The following is a 19,948-nucleotide window of genomic DNA, read 5'->3' as shown; positions in this document are numbered from 1 at the left end:
GCTCACCGGCCCTCGAGGAGGTCGCTGAAGTCGTCCTCGTTGCGCTCGGACTGGCGCACGTAGAACCATCCCAGGGCGATGATCTCCGCGAACGCGACGACGGTGAGCAGCACCCAGGGCAGCGGCACCCCGACGACGTCGATGTCCGAGATCCCGGGGACGGCCGTGAGGACGAGGGGCAGCAGGCCGAGCGTCGCGGCGAGGACGAGCAGGACCGTCAGTGCCAGGCGGAGCTGGCTGCGCATCAGGGAGGAGATGTAGACCTCGCCCAGTCGCGTCTGCTCGTCGATCTCGGACGCGATGGAGACGCTGCGGGTCCGGGCAGCGGAGGTGCGCGGGCTCGTGACGCGCACCCTCGCGCGCGAGCCTGTCTCCCCCGCCGTCCGCGCACGGTCCCCCCTGCCTCGCGGGTCGGCGGACGGCATACGCCCGCGTGGGTCGGGACCGGGGTCGGGCGCCTCGGGGACGGTCATGAGCCGGCGCGTCCGAGCGGCTGGGCGCGGCGGACGAGCAGGTCGCGGAGCGCGCGGGTGTGCCTGCGGCTCACGACGAGCTCGTGGCCCCCGACGACGACGGTCGTGCGTCCGCCCTCGGTGCGCCACTCGCTGATGTGACCGAGCGCGACGAGGGAGGAGCGGTGGATCCGCACGAAGCCCGCCTCGCGCCACTGGTCGGCGAGCGTCGTGAGCGGGACGCGGACGAGGTGGCTCTCGGTGGCGGTGTGCAGGCGGGCGTAGTCGCCCTGGGCCTCGACGAAGAGCACCTCGGAGCGCGGCACGAGCCGGCTCACTCCGGCCAGCTCGACGACGATGCTCTCGTCGGCGGACGCCGCGGCGGGCTCCCGGCCACTGACCTGCCGCACCACCCGCCGCACGGCCTGGTCGAGCCGCTCGTCGCGCACCGGCTTCAGCACGTAGTCGACGACGTTGAGCTCGAAGGCGTCGACGGCGTGCTGCTCGTGCGCGGTGACGAAGACGATCGGCGGCTGCGTGGTGAAGCGCGACAGCACTCGCGCGAGGTCGAGCCCGCTGAGGCCGGGCATCTGCACGTCCATGAAGATCGCGTCGACCTGCTCCTCGTGCAGCACGCGCAGCGCGGCCTCGCCCGAGCCGGCCGGCACGACCTGGCGCACGCACTCGTGCCGGCCGAGCATCCAGGCCAGCTCGTCGAGGGCTGGCGCCTCGTCGTCGACGGCGAGCACCTTGAGCAGCGGCGCCGCCTCGGGCGAGGACGGAGCGTCGCCGTGGGCCTCGGTGGTGCTGGCAGGTCCGGTCACACGTGCACCCCCGGTCGGAACTTCGGGAGCCGGACCACGACCTTGGTGCCGGCGCCGGGAGCGGTCTCGACGACGAGGCCGTAGTCGTCGCCGAAAGCGGTGCGCAGGCGCTCGTCGACGTTGGCGAGCCCCACGGAGTCGCTGCCCGGGTCGCCGGCCAGCACCCGCCGCACCCGCTCCGGGTCCTCACCCACCCCGTTGTCCTCGATCGTGACCACGCACTCGTGGTCCGCGTCCTGGGCCAGGATGCTGATCTCCCCGCTCCCCTCCCGGCCCTCGATGCCGTGCTGGACGGCGTTCTCGACGAGCGGCTGCAGGCACAGGAACGGCACGACGACCGGCAGCACCTCCGGCGCCACCCGCACGGTCACGGTGAGCCGGTCGCCGAAGCGCGCCTTCTCGATGACGAGGTAGGCCTCGATGGAGCGCAGCTCCTCGGCGAGCGTCGTGAACTCGCCGTGCCGGCGGAAGGAGTAGCGGGTGAACTCGGCGAGGTCGAGCAGCAGCTCGCGCGCCCGCTCGGGGTCGGTCCGGGTGAAGGACGCGATCGCCGTCAGCGAGTTGTAGATGAAGTGCGGGCTGATCTGCGCCCGGAGCGCCCGGACCTCGGCCTCCATGAGGCGGGTGCGCGAGGCGTCGAGCTCGGCGAGCTCGAGCTGCCCCGACACCCAGCCGGCCACCTCGTTCGTGGCCCGGACGAGGCCGGCCGAGGCGCGGTCGGTGAAGACCTGCAGCGTCCCGATGACCTTCTCGTCGACGTCGAGCGGGGCCACGATCGCCTGGCGCACGACGCAGGACGGCTCGGCGCAGGCCACGTCCGCGCCGTCCACGACGGTCGTGCGACCGTGCGCGAGCGTGCCCGCCGAGATCACGGCGGTCTGCGGGGCGTGGTGCGACCGGCCGCCGTCCCACGCGAGCAGCCCGTTGGTGTCGGTCATCGCCACAGCGGTCGCCCCGAGGAGCGAGCGCAGGTGCTTGAGCGAGCGCTCGGCGGCCGCTGGGGTCAGTCCCATGCGCAGCGGCGGCGAGGCCAGCAGGGCCGTGTGCAGGGTGCGGTAGGTGGCGCGGTCGGCCTCGGTGCCGAGGTGACCGCGACGCAGCAGCGCGCCCCACGAGCTCATGGCGACACTGTATGCGGCCCGCTGACGCCCGACGCGCCTGTTCCGTTCGATGTACGTGCGCGGTCCTGGGGCCGCGCACCTACATCGAATCGGCTGATTGTGAGGCGGAGGGGGTCAGGCCCTCTGGTCGTCGTCCTCGTCGGCCGCGACGTGCCACAGGCCGGACCGACGCTCCGCGTCGAGCTCCTCCTGCGTTGCGGCACGGGCCGCGTAGCGGTCCTTCTGCGCCTCGCGCTTCTCGTCACGGGTCGGACGCGCCGACTCGGACAGGCGCAGGTCGGTGCCGCGCGAGCCGAGCAGCTCGGCGCCGGCCTGCAGCGTGGGCTCCCAGTCGAAGACGACGGCGTCGTCGGTGGCACCGATGACGACGGTGTCGCCGGCGACCGCGCCGACCTTGTAGAGCTCGTCCTCGACCCCGAGCCGGCCGAGCCGGTCCGCGAGGTAGCCGACGGCCTCGTCGTTGCTGAAGTCGGTCTGGCGCACCCAGCGCACGGGACGGGCCCCGGTGACGCGGAAGAAGACGCCGTCGGGGCCGTCCTCCTTGGTCACCGTGAAGCCCTGGTCGTCGACCGACCGCGGTCGCAGCACGACCCGCTTGGGCACGGCCTCGCCGATCTCCTTGCGGGCGGCGTCGACGTGGCGGGCCATCGCGAAGCCCAGCTCGCGCAGGCCCTCGTGCGCCACGGCCGAGACGATGAACACCTCGATGCCGCGGGCCTCGAGGTCGGGCTTGACCATCTCGGCGAGCTCGCGAGCCTCGGGCACGTCGGCCTTGTTGAGCACGACGATGCGGGTGCGCTCGGACAGCGGGCGGCCGCCGAGGTCGGCGTCGGGCACGTAGAGCGAGAGCTCGTTCTCGATGACGTCGAGGTCGCTCATCGGGTCACGCCCCGGCTCGAGCGTCGCACAGTCGATGACATGGACGAGCACCGAGCAGCGCTCGACGTGGCGCAGGAACTCCAGGCCCAGGCCCTTGCCCTCGTGCGCGCCGGGGATGAGGCCCGGGACGTCGGCGACGGTGAAGCGGCTGGAGCCCGCGGTGACGACCCCGAGGTTGGGCACGAGCGTCGTGAAGGGGTAGTCGGCGATCTTGGGCTTGGCGGCAGAGAGCACCGAGACGAGCGAGGACTTGCCGGCGCTCGGGAAGCCGATGAGGGCCACGTCGGCGAGCGACTTCAGCTCGAGGACGACGTCGACGTCCTCGCCGGGCTCACCGAGCAGGGCGAAGCCGGGTGCCTTGCGGCGGGCGCTGGACAGCGCCTTGTTGCCCAGGCCGCCCCGGCCGCCGGCGGCGATGACGTGCTCGGTGCCCATGCCGACGAGGTCGACGATGATCTGGCCGGACGCGTCCTTGACGACGGTGCCCTCGGGCACGGCCAGCACGAGGTCGTCGCCGTCGGCTCCGTTGCGCTCGTCACCGGCACCGGGCGCGCCGTTGCCGGCCTTGCGGTGCGGGTGGCGGTGGTAGTCGAGCAGCGTCGTCGAGGACGGGTCGACGCGCAGGATGACCGAGCCTCCCCGGCCGCCGTTGCCGCCGTCGGGGCCGCCGAGCGGCTTGAACTTCTCGCGCTTGACGGAGGCGACACCGTGCCCGCCCGCCCCGGCGCTGAGGTGCAGCACCACGCGGTCGACGAAGGTCACTGCCATGGGAGGTCACTCTTCCAGATCAGGGTGGGCGGACGGCATACGCAAGATCGCATAGGTCGGGTCGCCCGGGAAAGAAAAACGGAAGGACGGGCCACGCGGGCCCGCCCTTCCGGAAAAAGCTCAGTGCGTGATCGAGGCGATCACTCAGCGGCAGCCGGCTCCGGCTGCTCGATGTTGACCGTCTTGCGGCCGCGCTTGGTGCCGAACTTGACGGCGCCGGCGACGAGGGCGAACAGCGTGTCGTCGCCACCGCGACCCACACCCTCACCCGGGTGGAAGTGCGTGCCGCGCTGACGGACGAGGATCTCGCCCGCGTTGACCTTCTGGCCACCGAAACGCTTGACGCCGAGGAACTGTGCGTTCGAGTCGCGACCGTTGCGGGTCGAGGACGCACCCTTCTTGTGTGCCATGTCAGTCCTTCTCTCGTGAGTCTCTGGGTTCCGGGCGGATCACGCGTTGATGGCGGTGATCTTGACCTGGGTCAGCGGCTGACGGTGGCCCTGACGCTTGCGGTAGCCGGTCTTGTTCTTGTACTTCATGATGACGATCTTGGGGCCCTTGGCGGCCTTGACGACCTCGGCCTTGACCGACACCTTCGACAGCTTGTCGGCGTCGGACGTGACCGTGGTCCCGTCCACGAGGAGCAGCGGCGTGAGCTCGATGGCATCGCCGGGCTGACCCGTCACCTTGTCGACGAGCAGGACATCGCCCACCGACACCTTCTCCTGGCGACCGCCAGCGCGAACAATCGCGTACACAGTGAAACTCACTCTCTCATCAAGGGTTGGTATCGCCGCTTTCGGCACCGGCCCGTCAACACGGGCCCGGTGGGCGCACCAAGGACAAAGATTACCGGCTGGGAAGGCCCAGCTCCAAACCGAGGTCAGCTGGCGCCGTCGCCCGCTCCCCGCGGCGGACCCGCCGGAGCGACGACCCGTCCGCGACGGCGTCGACCGCGTGCGGCCGGCGGGGCCTGGACCTCGGGCTCCGGGCGCTCCTCGGTCCGGGTGTCGGTGTGTGCGTCGGCCTGCGCGTCGGCCTGGGCCTCGGTCTGGGCATCGGTCTGGGCATCGGGGCGGGCCTCGGCGGCGTCGCTGACGTCCGACTCCAGCTCGACGTGCGTGCCACCCTGGGTGGCCTGGTCGTCGGCGGGGTCGACGGCGTGGGCGTCGTCACCGGACCACGGACCGTCGTCCTGGGGGAACGCGTGGCCGGCGGCCACCTCGGCGCTCACCTCGGCGATGGCCTCGGCCGCCGCCTCGCCGGCGGGCTGGCCCGAGGCGCTCTTGAGGGCAGCCGCGTGGGCGGCCGCCGCGATCTGGGCGGCGGTGGGGCCACCGCTCTTGGACTCCGCGTGGGCGGCCTGCTGACCCTGCGAGCCCGACTGACCCGACTGGCCGTTGCCGTTCTGGCCGTTGCCGTTCTGGTTGCTGCCCCCCTGGCCGGAGCCCTGGGCGGCACCCTGGCCGCGACCGCGGCGGCGGCTGCCGGTGCTGCCGCCGTTGTCGGGCTGGCCCTGCTCGTGCGAGTGGGCGCCCTTGTCGACGGGGTCGGTGTGGATGATGAAGCCGCGGCCGTTGCAGTGGTCGCAGGTCTCGGAGAAGACCTCGATGAGGCCGGAGCCGACCCGCTTGCGGGTCATCTGGACGAGGCCGAGCGAGGTGACCTCGGCGACCTGGTGCTTGGTCCGGTCGCGACCGAGGCACTCGAGCAGTCGACGCACGACGAGCTCGCGGTTGCTCTCGAGGACCATGTCGATGAAGTCGATGACGATGATGCCGCCGATGTCGCGCAGTCGCAGCTGGCGCACGATCTCCTCGGCCGCCTCGATGTTGTTCTTCGTCACCGTCTCCTCGAGGTTGCCTCCCGAGCCGACGAACTTGCCGGTGTTGACGTCGACGACGGTCATCGCCTCGGTGCGATCGATGACGAGGGAGCCGCCCGAGGGCAGCCACACCTTGCGGTCCATCGCCTTGGAGAGCTGCTCGTCGACGCGGTGGTGGGTGAAGAGGTCCTCCTCGGCCGTCCACTTGCTGACGCGGTCGGCGAGGTCGGGCGCGACGGAGCTGATGTAGGGGTGGATCTCGTTCCACGCCTGGTCGCCGGCGACGACGAGCTGCTTGAAGTCCTCGTTGAAGACGTCGCGGATGACGCGGACGGTCAGGTCGGGCTCGCCGTGCAGGAGCATCGGGGCCTGCCCGCCGGTGACGGAACCAGCAGCGCCGTTCTTCTTCTTGCCCTTGCTCTTGCCGGCACGCGGGGTCGAGGCGGCCTCGGCCTTGGCCTGGATGTCCTCCCACGTGCGGGTCAGGCGCTCGACGTCGGCGCGCAGCTCCTCCTCGCTCGCGCCCTCGGCCGCGGTGCGGACGATGACGCCGGCGGAGTCCGGCACGACGTCGCGCAGGATCTTCTTGAGGCGGGCGCGCTCGGTGTCGGGCAGCTTGCGGCTGATGCCGGTCATCGAGCTGTTCGGCACGTAGACGAGGTAGCGGCCGGGCAGCGAGATCTGCGAGGTGAGGCGCGCACCCTTGTGGCCGATGGGGTCCTTGGTGACCTGGACGAGCACGGTCTGGCCGGAGCCGAGGGCGTTCTCGATGCGCTTGGGCTGGTTGGCCTCGAGGCCCGCGGCGTCCCAGTTGACCTCGCCGGCGTAGAGCACGGCGTTGCGGCCCTTGCCGATGTCGACGAAGGCGGCCTCCATCGAGGGCAGGACGTTCTGGACCCGGCCGAGGTAGATGTTGCCGGCCATGGAGACGTTGGTCGCCTGGTCGATGTAGTGCTCGACGAGGACGCCGTCCTCGAGGACACCCATCTGGGTGCGCCCGTCCTTGTTGCGCACGACCATGACCCGGTCGACAGCCTCACGGCGGGCGAGGAACTCGGCCTCGGTGATGATCGTGCGGCGACGGCCGGCCTCGCGGCCCTCGCGGCGGCGCTGCTTCTTGGCCTCGAGACGCGTGGAGCCCTTGACGGCCACCGGCTCGTCGCTCTGGCTGCGCGGCTGGCGCACCCGCGTCGAGACGTTGGGGGTGTCGTCACCCGCGTCGGCTGCCGAGCCCGCGCGGCGCCGACGGCGGCGACGACGGCTCGACACGCCCTCGTCGTCCGTGTCGCCCTCGGCCTCGGTGTCGCCCTCGGCCTCGTGGTCGGCGTCGTCGCTGTCGTCGGCGGATGCAGCACGCGCGTCGCCCGAGCGGCGGGAGTCGCCGGCGTCGGACGGCTGGTCCTGCGTCTCGTCCTCGTCGGTGGTGCGCCCACGGCGGCCCTTGCCGCCGCGGCGGCGACGGGACCGGCGGGGACCGTTGTCCTCGTCGGACTGCTCGTCGGCCCGGCCCTCGTCGCCGGTCTCCGGCTCGTGGTCCTGGACCTCGTCGAGCTGCTCCTCGACCGGCTCGTCCACCGGCTCGGGAGTCTCGGCCTGGGCCGCGCCCCGGCGACGGCGCGTGGGCGTCGCCTGGCTGGCGTCGGGCGCCTGGAACAGCACGCTGAAGCTGGGGACCACGGCCGACGGGCGGGAGTCCGCGTCGCCGGCGCCGAGCACGGGCAGGTCGTCGGTGCTCTCGGTCTCGTCGAACGCGTCGGTGTCGATGAGGGCGGTAGGGTCGAGGACCTCGTCGCCGTCCGTCGGAGCCTCGGCAGCCGGCGTGGCCGCGGGCTCGACGGACGTCGGAGCCTCGGCCTGGACGCCCGCGACGAGCTCCTCGACGGCGGCGGTGGCGCGGTCGGCCTTGGTGCGCGAGGCACGCTTGGCGGTCCTGGGCGCCGCGGCGGCATCGCCCCCGTCGGCCTTCTTGCGGGTGGCTCGCTTGCGCGCCGGACGCTTGGTCTCGGTCGCGACGTCGGGCTCGCTTGCGTCGACGGCGTCGACGGCGTCGGCGGGCTGGGTGGCCTGCGAGCTCTCGCCGGTCGCACCGGTCTCGGTGGTGCCGACGGCGGATGCGCCCGCCTCGTCCGTGGGCGCCGCAGCGGCAGCCGCGTCCGCCTCGGCAGCGGGGCTGGGCTCGATCGTCGTCGCCTTCTTGGTGCTGCGGCGCGGCGCGCGTCGGCGCGGCGCCGGGGCCTCGGCCGTCGGGGCGTCCTGCGGGGAGAAGGTGTCCTGCTGTCCGTTGCCGCCGTGGTCGTGCTTGGCCGGGAACAGGGTCGCGTCGTCGCCGGAGGGGGTGTCGTTGGGTGCCATCAGGCAGTCTCCCGTCAGGTGCGGTGCGACCCACACCCGGCCGGAGCCGCCGTCACCGCACGAGTGCGGTTGCAGTCGTCGCGCCGCGTGTGCGACGGGACGGAAGTCGTCTCGCTACATCCGAAAACGGTTCGCGCTGGGCGCGGCCCCGTGATCGAATGCCGTCGACGTCCTGGTCGGCAACCGGTTCGCCGTCATGACCTGGCAGGTCATTCCAGCGGGTCGGTCACCCGCACGTTTGCGGTGTCGAGCGGTCCCTGCGCCAGACGCGTCACCAGGGGTGGACGCGGAGGCTGCAGGTCGGCGATCTCACGCAGCGCGGTCAGAATGTCGTCGGGGCGTACAGCCGGTGTGGTGTGCCGTACGACCATGCGCAGTATCGCACAGTCGGCCCCGACTTCGTGAGTCGTGACCGTGTCGTCGAGCGCGTCGCGGGGCGCCAGCACGCGAGCGGAGACGATCGAGCCGCGCACGTCGAAGGTGCGCGGGCCCGACTTCGTCAGGCGGGTCACCTCGGCCGTGTCGCGCTCGAGCAGGGCGCCCACGGCAGCCTCGAGGACCTCGAGCGGCAGGCCGGCGAACTCGAGGAGCCAGTCGCTCGCCTCGAGGCGGTCGGCGAGCGCCCCGGGTGCGGCCTCGACGACCTGGAGGATGTCGATCCCCCGGGGCAGCGCCTCGTCCAGGGCGACCCGGACCGAGTCGGGATCGACGCGCTGGGTCACCGAGATCTCGAAGTACTCCGCCTCGCTGCCGGTGCCGGTGGCCGCCGCGTTGGCGTAGCTGATCTTCTGGTGCGGGTGGAAGCCGGCGGAGAACGCCATCGGCACGTCGGCGCGACGCAGCGCCCGCTCGAGCGCGCGCTGGAAGTCCCGGCTGGAGGTGAACCTCAGCCGGCCCCGCTTCGTGTAGCGGATCCGGAGCTTCTGGACCGCGGGGTCCGGGGCCGGACCCTCGGGGACGCGCTGACGTGCCTGACGAGCCATGCCCGGAAGGCTACCGGCGACCGGCCGGTGCACCGTTCAGTCGGTCGGGAACCCGCGCTGCTCGTCCGCGCGGCGCTGCCGCTCAGCGGTCTCCGCGTCGTCGAGGCGGGTCGCCTCGGCGAGGGTCGGTGCGGTGCCGCCCATGCTGGCCGGGAGGAACTTCAGGTCGGGCCCGGTGAGCGGCTCGTAGGCGGCCCGGGCGACGGCCAGCAGCTCGGCCATGACGGCCTTGTACTGCTCCGTCACGGCGACGGGGTCGGCGTCGGGCGCGACGGGGATCGGCTCCCCCACGTTGATGAGGATCGGGACGTTGGTGCGGCCGAGACGCTTGGGGTGGCCCTTGGTCCAGACCCGCTGGGATCCCCAGATGACGGTCGGCAGGACGGGGACCCCCGCCTCGATCGCCATGCGCGCCGCACCGGTCTTGAAGTCCTTGAGCTCGAAGGAGCGCGAGATCGTCGCCTCGGGGAAGACGCCGACGATCTCACCGGCCCGGAGCGCCGCCACGGCCGCGGCATACGACGTGGCGCCGGCGGTGCGGTCGACGGGGATGTGGTGCATCCCCCGCATGAGCGGGCCGCTGACGGGGTGGGAGAAGACGCCGTCCTTGGCCATGAAGCGCACGAGGCGCCCGGACGGGTTCGCGGCGAGCCCGGCGTACGCGAAGTCCATGTAGCCGGTGTGGTTGATCGTCATCACCGCTCCCCCGGTGCGTGGCACGTTGTCGTCGCCGAGGATGGTGAACTTCAGTCCCTGCATCGCGAACACCCCACGGGCGAAACCGATGACGGACGAGTAGACGGGCTCCATGGGGACACTCTGCCCTGCGTGCCTACGCTTCGGCACGCCGATGCCGGCAACCAGGGGTGCCGGCGAACAGGGGATGACCGTGAGCACGACCGTCGCAGTGACGTACGCCACGCACAGCACGGGCTCGGCGGGACTGCCGCATCTGGCGTATGCCGGGTGGGCCCGCGGATCCAGGCCCTGGGCTTCCGCGCGGACCTCGCGACCGCCGACGCCGCCGGCCCGCTCTTCTCCTTCGAGCTCATGGACACCCCGGCGACACGGCATACGGGATCTGCGGCACGGCACGCGGCCGGGAACGCGGTCGAGGGCACCCCGGCGCTCATGGAAGGATTGGGCGCATGACTGACACGCCTGCCACCACGACCTCGCGGATCCCCGAGCGGCCCTCGCTCGACGGGCTCGAGGAGAAGTGGATGCAGGCATGGGCCGAGCAGGGCACCTACTCCTTCGACCGCGAGAAGGCACTCTCCCTCCCCCGTGAGCAGGTCTTCGCCATCGACACCCCGCCGCCGACGGCGAGCGGCAGCCTGCACGTGGGCCACGTCTTCAGCTACACGCACACCGACTGCATGGCCCGCTACAAGCGCATGCAGGGCCTCGAGGTCTTCTACCCCATCGGCTGGGACGACAACGGCCTGCCGACCGAGCGCCGGGTGCAGAACTACTACGGCGTGCGCGGCGACGCGAGCCTGCCCTACGAGGAGGGCTTCACGCCGCCCTTCGAGGAGGGCGTCGACGCCAAGGGCAAGGCCATCAAGCCGGCCGACCAGCGCCCGATCAGCCGCAAGAACTTCATCGAGCTGTGCGACGTGCTGACGGTCAAGGACGAGGTGACCTTCGAGTCGCTCTTCCGCCGCCTCGGCTTCAGCCTCGACTGGGACATCTCCTACCGCACCATCGACGAGCGCTCGCGTGCCGTCGCCCAGCAGGCGTTCCTGCGCAACCTCGCGCGCGGCGAGGCCTACCAGAGCGAGGCCCCCGGCCTGTGGGACGTGACGTTCCAGACCGCGGTCGCGCAGGCCGAGCTCGAGGCGCGCGACTACCCCGGCGCCTACCACCGGGTCGCGTTCCACCGTGCGGGTGGCGAGCCCGTCCACATCGAGACGACGCGTCCCGAGCTCATCCCGTCGGTCGTCGCGCTCATCGCCCACCCCGACGACGAGCGCTACCAGCCGCTCTTCGGCACGACCGTGACCTCGCCCCTGTTCGGCGTCGAGGTGCCCGTGCTCGCGCACCACGCGGCCGAGATGGACAAGGGCGCCGGCATCGCCATGTGCTGCACCTTCGGCGACCTCACCGACGTCATCTGGTGGCGTGAGCTGCAGCTGCCGATCCGCTCGCTCATCACCCGCAACGGCCGCCTCCAGGCCGAGACGCCCGAGTGGCTCGTCGGTGGCCCCGGCGAGGAGCTGTATGCCGGGTCGCTCGCGACGAAGACGACGTTCAGCGCCCGTGAGGCCGTGGTCGCAGCCCTGCGCGAGTCCGGCGACCTCGAGGGCGAGCCGCAGAAGACCCAGCGCAAGGCCAACTTCTACGAGAAGGGCGACAAGCCCCTCGAGATCGTTACCTCGCGCCAGTGGTACATCCGCAACGGCGGCCGGGACGAGGCGCTGCGCGGCAAGCTCGTCGGCATGGGCGACGAGGTCGACTTCCACCCGGCCTTCATGCGCTCGCGCTACAAGAACTGGGTCGAGGGCCTCAACGGCGACTGGCTCATCTCGCGCCAGCGCTTCTTCGGCGTGCCCTTCCCCGTGTGGTACCCCGTCACCGCCGATGGCGAGACCGACCACGCCCACCCGATCGTCGCCCCGGAGTCGGCGCTGCCCGTCGACCCGCAGATCGACGTGCCGGAGGGTTACGAGGAGAGCCAGCGCGGCGTGCCCGGAGGCTTCGTCGCCGACCCTGACATCATGGACACGTGGGCGACGTCGTCGCTGACGCCGCAGATCGCGGCCGGCTGGCCGGTGCGCGAGGGCGCGGCCGAGGGCGACCGTCTCGGCTCCGACGAGGCGCTCTTCGCCTCGCTCTTCCCCTACGACATGCGGCCGCAGGCGCACGACATCATCCGCACGTGGCTCTTCGCCACGGTGACCCGCTCCTACCTCGAGCACGGCGTCGCGCCGTGGAAGCACGCGGCGATCAGCGGCTGGATCCTCGACCCGGACCGCAAGAAGATGAGCAAGTCCAAGGGCAACGCCGAGACGCCCGAGGACGTCGTGAAGTCCAACGGCGCCGACGCCGTGCGCTACTGGGCCGCCTCCGGACGCCTCGGCACCGACGCCGCCTACGACACCGGCCAGATGAAGGTCGGGCGCCGCCTGGCGATCAAGGTGCTCAACGCGAGCAAGTTCGCGCTGGGCTTCGGTGACGTCGACGGCGACCTGCGGGCTGCCGTCACGCACCCCCTCGACCTGTCGATGCTCGCCGCGCTCGCCGACGTCGTCGACAAGGCGACGCAGGGCTTCGAGAGCTGGGACTACACCCGCTCGCTCGAGGCCACCGAGACCTTCTTCTGGACCTTCTGCGACGACTACCTCGAGCTCGTCAAGGACCGCGCCTACGGCGGCCAGGGCGACGAGGCCGCGGCCAGCGCCCGTGCCGCCCTGCGTCTGGCGCTCGAGACACTGCTGCGCCTGCTCGCGCCGTTCATCCCCTACGCGACCGAGGAGGTCTGGTCGTGGTTCGGTGAGGGCTCGGTGCACCGCCAGTCCTGGCCGACGCGCGACGAGCTGCCCGCCGGTGGTGACGCCATGCTGCTCCCGTCGGTCGGTGCGGCCCTCGCCGGCGTGCGCAAGGTCAAGTCCGAGGCCAAGGTCGGCATGCGGGCCGAGGTGCGCACCATGACGCTCGTCGCCCCCGCGGCGTCGGTCGCGCACGTGCAGGCGGCCGAGGCCGACCTGCGCGCCAGCGGCCGCATCAGCGAGATGACGTATGCCGAGGGCGAGACCGTCGCCGTCCGTGACGCCGAGCTCGTGCCCGTCGAGAAGCAGCCCAGCCAGGCCTGACCGACCGTCGCGATCGGCCTGACGTCTCTCGTTGCCGTCCCGACCTCTCGGGACGGCAACGATCCGCCCGCTACCGGACCCACGGGCCCCCGGCTGGCATAAGGTCTCTCGCATGTCGGGACGGGGGCTGCGGATCGCCATCGCCGGTGGCGTCGTCGTCATGGTCGCCCTGGTCGTGGCGGCCATCGGCGCACCGATGGCGGTGCTGTCGCGGCCCGCCGACACCCAGACGGTCACGCGACGGCCGACCCTGACCTCGACCCCGCCGGCGTCCGCGACCCCGGCCGCGGCGGCCAACACGAACAGCGAGCCCTTCGACCCGTCCCCGGTGCTCATCACCCTCGTCCAGATCCTCGTCGTCCTGACGATCATCGCCCTGCTCGTGGTGCTGGGCTTCTTCATCCGCTCGCTCCTGGGGCGACGGCCCCACCTCGAGCTGCACGTCGAGCCCGACTTCGCCATCCCGCTCGTGCCGGCCGAGCTGCTCGAGGAGGCCCGCCAGCGCCTGCTCGACCTCGAGTCCGGCGAGCCGCGCAACGCCATCGTCGCGGCGTGGCTCGGCCTCGAGACGTCGGCTGCCGCCACAGGACTGCCGCGGCTGGCGGCCGAGACCTCCAGCGAGTACACCCAGCGCGTCATCGGCGTCTGGCCGGTGGACGCGGAGCGGCTCGGCGACCTCGCCGCGCTCTACCGTGAGGCCCGCTTCTCGGTGCACCCGCTCGACGAGAGCCACCGCGACCGCGCCATCTCCGACCTCCGGACGCTCATCGCCGACCTCGAGAGGGTGGCGACCCGGCAGGCGGCCGAACGAGCCGGGGCGCTGGTCGCCGGGCAGGTGGGCACGCCTGGCACACAAGGCCCCTCGTCGACCCGTCGCAGGGAACGGCCATGAGCAGCCGGCCCGACGACACACCCGCACGGACCCGACGTGAGGCCCCGGAGCGCGCGAAGGCAGTCTCGGCGCTGCCGAAGGGCGCTCGGCGCCGCAGACCGACCTCCCTGCGCGCGGTGGCGGCCGCCCTGCGACCCTGGCGACGACGTCTGGTCCTGCTCCTGCTGACGTGGGTCGCGCTCTCGGCGCTGACCGCCGTGCTCGGCCTCGAGCCGGACGTGCCGGTGCTGCTCGCCATCCTCGTCGCGGTCGCCCTCCTCGTGTGGCACCTCATCGACCACACGGCACCGATGCACCTGACCGTCTGGCCCCTCGTCGACGGGGAGTTCGGCAACCACTCGCGCGGCAACGACTTCCGCGTCGCCAACCTCGCGGCACGCCTCGAGGCAGCCGACACCCGGCGTGAGGGCCGCGAGACCGTCGTGCACGACGTCCACCGCCAGCTGCAGGTGCTCATCCGCGAGCGCCTCTACGCCAAGCACGGCATCGTGGCCGAGGACGAGCCCCGCTGGGCTGAGGGCGCGACGCCACCCGAGCTGTGGGACCTGCTCGTCGGGCTCCCCCCGCCAGACCTCTACCGCCCGCAGCGCCTCGACCCCATCCTCCGACGAATCGAGCAGTGGTAACGCATGACCGAGATGAACCTGGCCCGGGTCAGTCAGCTGAGCAGCGCCGTCCTCGACGAGGTCGACCGCGCGGTCGTCGGCAAGCGCGAGGCGCTGCGGCTCGTCCTGTCGGGCATCCTCGCCGGCGGGCACGTCCTCCTGGAGGACTTCCCCGGGCTCGGCAAGACCCTCGCCGCGCGCAGCTTCGCGCAGACCCTCGGGCTCGACTTCCGGCGGGCCCAGTTCACCCCGGACCTGCTGCCCGGCGACATCACCGGGTCGTTCGTCTACGACCAGCGCACGAGCGAGTTCGAGTTCCGGGCGGGCCCGCTCTTCGCCGGGCTGCTGCTCGCCGACGAGATCAACCGCACCCCGCCCAAGACGCAGGCGGCGCTGCTCGAGGCGATGCAGGAGAAGCAGGTCACCGTCGAGGGCCGCACCTTCCAGCTGCCCCGGCCCTTCCACGTCCTCGCGACCGCGAACCCCGTCGAGTACGAAGGGACCTACCCGCTTCCCGAGGCCCAGCTCGACCGTTTCCTCATGCGCATCTCGTTCGGCTACCCGACGCTCGACGAGGAGTGGGAGATCCTGTCCAACCGGATGGCCCGCCGGCGCGAGGAGCAGGAGCTCGAGCCCGTCGTCGACGCCGAGCAGCTGCTCGCGATGCAGGCGGCCGTCGAGGCGACCGTCGTCGACGAGTCGGTCGGCCGCTACTGCGTGGCCCTGGCGGCGGCGAGCCGCACCCACGCCGACGTCCTCATGGGCGCCTCGCCGCGCGGCGCGCTCGGTCTGCTGCTGTGCGCCCGGGCGTATGCCGTCGTCGACGGCCGCGACTACGTGACCCCCGAGGACGTCAAGGCGGTCGCGGTGCCCGTCCTGGCGCACCGCATCACGGTCAAGCCGGAGCTGTGGATGAGCAACGCCTCGGGACACAGCATCGTCGAGAGCCTGCTCCGGACCGTCGCCACCCCGTCGGCGCGCGAGCACCTCGCGCCCGGGCCGACCGCGGACGTCTGAGTCGACATGCCGGCGTGGCGCCCGCACAAGGCCGTGACCCGTCGACTGACCGGATGGGAGACGACCGCTGCCCACGAACGAGCCATCGTCCTCGCCGGCGCGGGCGCCATCGTCGCGGTCGTCGGGCGGCGTCCCGACCTGCTCGTCATCGTCGCGCCGCTCGTCGTCGCGGCGCTCTGGGGCCACCTGGCTCGACCTCGCGTGGACGTGACCGGCACCGCTCGCCTCGGCGACACGACGATGCGCGAGGGCGCCGTGACCGGCCTGCGCGTCAGCATCGACCCACCCCTGCCCGACGTGCACGGGATCGCCACGCTCGCCCAGGCGCCGTGGGTCGAGCGCAAGCCCTCGAGCGGGATCGCCGAGCTCGAGGACGGCGCGGCCGTCCTCGGGGTGCGCTCCACGCGCTGGGGACGGCGCAGGATCGGCACGGTCAGCATCGCGCTCGTCAGCACATGGGGAGCCTTCCGGGCGGGTCCGGTCGACCTCCCCGACCTCGACTGCGCCACCCTGCCCGTCCCGGCCGCCTTCGACACGAGCGCACCCACTCCCCACCCGCGCGGCATCGTCGGCCTCAACCGCTCCAACCGGCCGGGGTCCGGCTCCGAGTTCAACACGATCCGCCGCTTCCACCCGGGCGACCGGCTGCGCCGCATCCACTGGCCCGTCTCGATGCGCACCGGCACCCTGCACGTCACCTCGACCTTCACCGACGAGGACGCCCACGTCTTCCTCCTCGTCGACTGCTTCAGCGACGTCGGACCCAGGGAGGGCATCGACGGGCGCCCGACGAGCCTCGACGTCACGGTGCGGGCGGCGGGCGCCATCAGCGAGCACTTCCTGCGCAGCAACGACCGGCTGACCCTGCGCACCGTCGGCGCGGCCGAGGTCCCGACCCTCGGCGTCGGCTCCGGCACCAACCACCTGCGCCGCGTGCTCGACACGCTCGCGGCGATCTCGCCGGCCACGGAGCGTCGTGACGCTGGCGACCGCGCCATCCGCGGGGTCGACCCGAACGCCCTCTGCCTCGTGCTGTCACCGCTCATCGACCCGACGATGGTGGCCCTGGCGCACACCCTCGCCGCGCGGGGGATGACGGTGGTCGTCGTCGACACCTTCCCCGACCACCTCGTCGCCGACCCGACGAGCGTCTACCTCGCCCTGGCGTGGCGCATGCGCCTGCTCTCGCGCGACGCGGAGATCCACGCCCTGCGCCAGCGCGGGGTGCCTGTCGTGCCCTGGCGGGGTCCCGGGTCGCCCGACCAGGTGCTGCGCGACATCGCCCGCCGGGCGGCCGCTCCGCGGATGGCGAGGCGGTGACCGTGCCGACCATGCGTCGCACGGTGCACTTCGGCACCGGGTCCGAGTGGTCCCTGAGCCAGCTCGGCGCGACCGCGGCGGCGATGGGCGGCGTCGCCGTCTACCTCGCCAGCCTGTCGTTCGCGTCCGGCGGCTTCGACGCCGTCTGGTGGGCGCTCGTCCTGCTGCCGCTGCTGACCATGGGGTGGGCGGGGTCCGCGGCTCCCCTCACCTACTGGGCCCTCCTGCTCGTGGGCTGGTTCACCCTGACCCCCGCCGGCAGCTTCTCGTGGTGGTCCCTGCCGGCGGCCGCGGGATGCATCGTCGCGCACGCGGCGACCGCGCTGTCGGCCTCGTCGCCTCCCGCCGGCTCGCTGACCGTCCGGACGGCGCGGCGCTGGGCACGCCACACCGCCGTGGCCTTCGCCGCCGCCGTGCCCGTCGCCGTGCTCGCCGGGCTGCTCGCGGGGCGTCCCCCGGGACTGGTGCCCGCGGCATACGTCATCGGTCTGGGCGGCGTCGCCGTGGGCCTGTGGGTCGTGCGCACGAGCCCGCCCGTGGAGCGGGGCTGAGGGCACGTTTGCCATTCCGGCGCGGCCGACTTACGCTGTCGATGAAACGAAACAGTTTCGTTCTATCCGGGGGGACGGGGTGAGCATGGGTACGACGAGCGCCGGCAGCGCCAGCACGACGGACGCGACGGACGCGACGGACACGGCACACGCGAGCCGTCCGCGCGTCGCCGGTGACCGCGAGGTCGAGATCCTCGAGGCCGCCATCGACGTCCTGCGCGAGCTCGGCTACGACCGGCTCACGTTCGACGCCGTCGCCACGACGGCCCGTGCCTCCAAGGCGACGCTCTACCGACGTTGGCCGCACAAGCGCGACCTCGTCATCGACGCGGTCGGTCTGTTCATCGACTGCCCCGCCGAGCAGGACCCCGACACCGGCACGCTGCGCGGTGACCTGCTCGCCCAGGCCTGCGCGGACGGAGGCCTCGACGACGAGGTCGTCGTCGGCACGTGGGGGGCGCTGCTCCCCGTCATCCACCGCGAGCCCGAGCTGGCCCGCGGCATCCACGAGCGGTTCCTGGCCCCGAAGATCGAGGCCACCCGCACCATCTTCGAGCACGCCCGACAGCGCGGTGAGATCGGCGACGACGCCGACCTCGACACCCTGCTGATGATCCTGCCGTCCCTGTCGATCCACGAGGCGCTGCTCTCGGGACGACGACCCGGGCCGGACCGCATCGCCGAGTTCGTGGACAACGTCGTCCTGCCGGCCTGCGCCGCCACCCTCGCCGCCGCGCCCAGCACCCGCTGAGCCGGACCGCGACCAGGCGTCCACACCACCATTCCCGCATGCCTTCGAGAGGAACACCCATGTCGTCGACCACGGCGCCGCAGGTGGACGAGCCAACCGGCGAGTTCACCTCCCACGACACCCCGCCCAAGCGGCTCGGCCTGGCGCTCTTCGTCATCTGCGCCGCGCAGCTCATGATCGTGCTCGACGGCACCATCGTGAACATCGCGCTCCCCCACATCGAGACCGACCTCGGCTTCAGCCAGGCCAACCTCCAGTGGGTCATCACCATCTACACGCTCGCCTTCGGTGGCGTGCTGCTGCTCGGCGGCCGCCTCGGCGACCTCTACGGTCGGCGCCGGATGTTCGTGTGGGGCATCGTGCTCTTCACCATCGCCTCGCTCGTCGCCGGCATCGCCCAGAACGAGACGATGATGCTCGCCGCCCGCGCCGTGCAGGGTCTCGGCGGCGCCCTCGCCGCGCCCAACGCGCTGGCCCTCATCACGACGACCTTCCCGGCCGGCAAGGAGCGCAACCGCGCCATGGGCGTCTTCGCCGCCATGTCGGGCGCCGGCGCAGCCATCGGCCTCATCCTCGGTGGTGCCCTGACCGAGATCGACTGGCGCTGGAACTTCTTCATCAACCTGCCCATCGGCATCGTCGTCGCCTTCCTCGCGCAGCGCATCCTCACCGAGTCCGAGGACGGGCGCGGCTCGCTCGACGTGCCCGGGGCCATCACCTCGATCGCCGGGCTGTCCTCGCTCGTCTACGGCCTGACGCACGCCGCCAGCACCTCGTGGGGCGACGCGACGACGATCACCTACCTCGCCGTCGGCGTGGCCCTGCTCGTCGCCTTCGTCGTCATCGAGACCCGGGTCGCGCACCCGCTCCTGCCGATGCGCATCCCGGGTGACCGCACCCGCGGTACGTCGTACTTCGTCATGCTCATCGTCGGCGCCGGCATGTTCGCGATGTTCTACTTCCTCGGGATCTACATCCAGACGATCCTCGGCTACTCGCCGCTCAAGACCGGCCTCGCGTTCCTGCCGTTCTCGGTCGGCATCGTCGTCGCGGCGCAGGTCGCGTCCTTCCTCATCGCCAAGGTCGACCCCCGCTGGATCTCCGGCGCCGGCGCCGGCTTCGCGACGCTCGGCATGTGGGGCTTCACGCACCTGACGCCGCAGAGCACGTATGCCTCCGGCCTTCTCCCGTGGATCGTCGTCCTCGCGTTCGGGCTCGGCCTGATCTTCGTCCCGCTCACCCTGACCGCCGTGCACGGCGTGGCGCACGAGGACTCCTCGGTCGCCTCCGCGGTGCTCAACACGATGCAGCAGGTCGGTGGCACCCTCGGTCTCGCGACCCTGAGCACGATCTTCGTCAACAACCTCAACAGCAAGGTCGCCGAGCTGAGCGCCAAGCTCCCGCAGGGCGGTCCGGCTCCGTCCAAGGAGCAGCTGGCCGCCGCGCAGAAGATGATCGCCGACGAGGCGTTCACCTACGGTGCGAGCCGGGCCTACCTCGTCGCCGCGATCATGATCGCGGTCGGCGGCATCGTGACCCTCGTGGCGCTGCACGTGCGCCACCAGGAGCTCGCCACCGACGGAGCCGCTCCGGCCCACATGGGCTGACAGGGGCTGACCCGCCGCAACCCCACCGTCGAGAGGCCAGAGTTTGTGGCCTCCGTGCAGGGCGGTTTCAAAGAGCTGTTGCAACGAGGTGGTGGTTGAGGGCTTCGGCGGGGTTTCTCCAGTTCAGGGTTTCACGGGGGCGCCCGTTGAGCTCGCGGGCGACCTCGTCGAGGTCGGCTTGGCTAT

The 19,948-nt window shown here is 72.1% G+C and carries 18 protein-coding genes and 1 pseudogene; 9 read left to right on the top strand and 10 right to left on the bottom strand.

The genetic code is table 11. The annotated features are described in order from the left end of the window. Positions 1-2: 2 nt before the first annotated feature. The 9 genes from ABD297_RS07725 to ABD297_RS07685 all read right to left on the bottom strand — a co-directional run bounded on the left by ABD297_RS07725 (position 3) and on the right by ABD297_RS07685 (position 10,014). Positions 3-353, bottom strand: a complete 351-nt coding sequence (locus tag ABD297_RS07725; protein ID WP_344254278.1) for a hypothetical protein — start codon at positions 351-353, stop codon at positions 3-5. A gap of 116 nt (positions 354-469) precedes the next feature. Then, positions 470-1,276, bottom strand: coding sequence for a LytR/AlgR family response regulator transcription factor (locus ABD297_RS07720; protein WP_344254277.1), 807 nt, complete (start codon positions 1,274-1,276; stop codon positions 470-472). Beyond that, entirely contained in the window at positions 1,273-2,397 is a 1,125-nt protein-coding gene (locus ABD297_RS07715; RefSeq protein WP_344254276.1) for a sensor histidine kinase, read from the bottom strand. The genes ABD297_RS07720 and ABD297_RS07715 overlap by 4 nt, the downstream gene beginning before the upstream one ends. 114 nt (positions 2,398-2,511) lie before the next feature. Continuing rightward, entirely contained in the window at positions 2,512-4,044 is a 1,533-nt protein-coding gene (obgE, locus tag ABD297_RS07710; protein WP_344254275.1) for a GTPase ObgE, read from the bottom strand. Between the two features lie 140 nt (positions 4,045-4,184). Continuing rightward, positions 4,185-4,454 carry a 50S ribosomal protein L27 gene (rpmA, locus tag ABD297_RS07705; protein WP_344254274.1) on the bottom strand — a complete coding sequence of 90 codons (270 nt, stop codon included), beginning with the start codon at positions 4,452-4,454 and terminating at the stop codon, positions 4,185-4,187. 39 nt (positions 4,455-4,493) lie between these two features. Further along, the gene (rplU, locus tag ABD297_RS07700) at positions 4,494-4,802 is read right to left on the bottom strand and encodes a 50S ribosomal protein L21 (protein WP_028785644.1); all 309 of its coding nucleotides are present in this window, start codon (positions 4,800-4,802) and stop codon (positions 4,494-4,496) included. A gap of 125 nt (positions 4,803-4,927) precedes the next feature. Further along, complete coding sequence (locus ABD297_RS07695) at positions 4,928-8,221, bottom strand: Rne/Rng family ribonuclease (protein ID WP_344254272.1); 3,294 nt, start codon at positions 8,219-8,221, stop codon at positions 4,928-4,930. A 209-nt stretch (positions 8,222-8,430) separates the two neighbouring features. Next, a complete protein-coding gene (locus ABD297_RS07690; protein ID WP_344254270.1) occupies positions 8,431-9,204 on the bottom strand; it encodes a TIGR03936 family radical SAM-associated protein in 774 nt (257 codons plus the stop codon). Positions 9,205-9,240: 36 nt separating this feature from the next. Next, positions 9,241-10,014 carry a lysophospholipid acyltransferase family protein gene (locus tag ABD297_RS07685; RefSeq protein WP_344254268.1) on the bottom strand — a complete coding sequence of 258 codons (774 nt, stop codon included), beginning with the start codon at positions 10,012-10,014 and terminating at the stop codon, positions 9,241-9,243. 156 nt (positions 10,015-10,170) lie between these two features. On the opposite strand from ABD297_RS07685, the gene ABD297_RS07680 reads away from it, so the two are divergent. The 9 genes from ABD297_RS07680 (at position 10,171) to ABD297_RS07640 (ending at position 19,762) form a co-directional block, all read left to right on the top strand. Beyond that, complete coding sequence (locus ABD297_RS07680; RefSeq protein WP_344254267.1) at positions 10,171-10,356, top strand: hypothetical protein; 186 nt, start codon at positions 10,171-10,173, stop codon at positions 10,354-10,356. Then, a complete protein-coding gene (gene valS / locus ABD297_RS07675; RefSeq protein WP_344254266.1) occupies positions 10,353-13,019 on the top strand; it encodes a valine--tRNA ligase in 2,667 nt (888 codons plus the stop codon). The genes ABD297_RS07680 and valS overlap by 4 nt, the downstream gene beginning before the upstream one ends. A 112-nt stretch (positions 13,020-13,131) precedes the next feature. Beyond that, positions 13,132-13,911 (top strand): DUF4129 domain-containing protein, encoded by a 780-nt coding sequence (locus ABD297_RS07670; RefSeq protein ID WP_344254265.1) that lies wholly within the window; start codon positions 13,132-13,134, stop codon positions 13,909-13,911. Continuing rightward, complete coding sequence (locus ABD297_RS07665; RefSeq protein WP_344254264.1) at positions 13,908-14,537, top strand: hypothetical protein; 630 nt, start codon at positions 13,908-13,910, stop codon at positions 14,535-14,537. The genes ABD297_RS07670 and ABD297_RS07665 overlap by 4 nt, the downstream gene beginning before the upstream one ends. 3 nt (positions 14,538-14,540) lie before the next feature. Then, on the top strand, positions 14,541-15,533 hold the full coding sequence (locus ABD297_RS07660) for an AAA family ATPase (protein ID WP_344254263.1): 993 nt from the start codon (positions 14,541-14,543) through the stop codon (positions 15,531-15,533). 6 nt (positions 15,534-15,539) lie between these two features. Continuing rightward, positions 15,540-16,853, top strand: a complete 1,314-nt coding sequence (locus tag ABD297_RS07655; protein WP_344254262.1) for a DUF58 domain-containing protein — start codon at positions 15,540-15,542, stop codon at positions 16,851-16,853. Between the two features lie 11 nt (positions 16,854-16,864). Then, positions 16,865-17,404 carry a hypothetical protein gene (locus ABD297_RS07650; RefSeq protein ID WP_344254469.1) on the top strand — a complete coding sequence of 180 codons (540 nt, stop codon included), beginning with the start codon at positions 16,865-16,867 and terminating at the stop codon, positions 17,402-17,404. A gap of 85 nt (positions 17,405-17,489) precedes the next feature. Continuing rightward, entirely contained in the window at positions 17,490-18,155 is a 666-nt protein-coding gene (locus ABD297_RS07645; RefSeq protein ID WP_344254261.1) for a TetR/AcrR family transcriptional regulator, read from the top strand. A 59-nt stretch (positions 18,156-18,214) separates the two neighbouring features. After that, a complete protein-coding gene (locus tag ABD297_RS07640) occupies positions 18,215-19,762 on the top strand; it encodes an MFS transporter (RefSeq protein WP_344254260.1) in 1,548 nt (515 codons plus the stop codon). Between the two features lie 67 nt (positions 19,763-19,829). Here the strand turns inward: ABD297_RS07640 and ABD297_RS23700 are convergent. Then, positions 19,830-19,948, bottom strand: a pseudogene (locus ABD297_RS23700) (IS30 family transposase); the annotation flags it as partial.

Source organism: Terrabacter carboxydivorans, from assembly GCF_039532035.1.
GTDB lineage: Bacteria > Actinomycetota > Actinomycetes > Actinomycetales > Dermatophilaceae > Terrabacter > Terrabacter carboxydivorans.
The sequence above is the reverse complement of the archived record's forward strand: the minus strand, read 5'-3'. Positions and strand labels throughout refer to the sequence as shown.